Origin of the sequence: Ligilactobacillus equi DSM 15833 = JCM 10991 (assembly GCF_001435735.1) — a bacterium.
GTDB classification, from domain to species: domain Bacteria; phylum Bacillota; class Bacilli; order Lactobacillales; family Lactobacillaceae; genus Ligilactobacillus; species Ligilactobacillus equi.
In genome coordinates, this window is the sequence record NZ_AZFH01000182.1 from 1 (window position 1) to 273 (window position 273).

The window sequence follows — 273 nt, forward strand, 5'->3', positions numbered from 1 at the left end:
ATAAGCGACATTTTTACGTTTGGTAGTTGACGATTGACCTATATAATTTAAATATTGTTCTTCTGTATAATATCTTCGATTAGTGGGAGTTCGGTAGGCTTTCAAGGTTCCTTTTTTATCCCAAATTTGTAAAGTTCTAACAGTAACGCCAAGACGTTCTGCCATCTCTTTTGGTTTTAACATTGTTATAATAAACCACCTACATTTTCAATCTTTCTATGGTTTAATTACAACGTATTTTTCGGTTAAATTCTACTTAATTCTATATTTTTA

At 30.0% G+C, this 273-nt stretch carries 1 protein-coding gene; it reads right to left on the reverse strand.

Features of this window, described 5'->3' with window-relative positions; all coding sequences use genetic code 11:
- Positions 1-189: MerR family DNA-binding transcriptional regulator (locus FC36_RS10040; RefSeq protein ID WP_156409579.1), on the reverse strand; the 189-nt coding region annotated here is incomplete at its 3' end.
- Between the last annotated feature and the right edge of the window lie 84 nt (positions 190-273).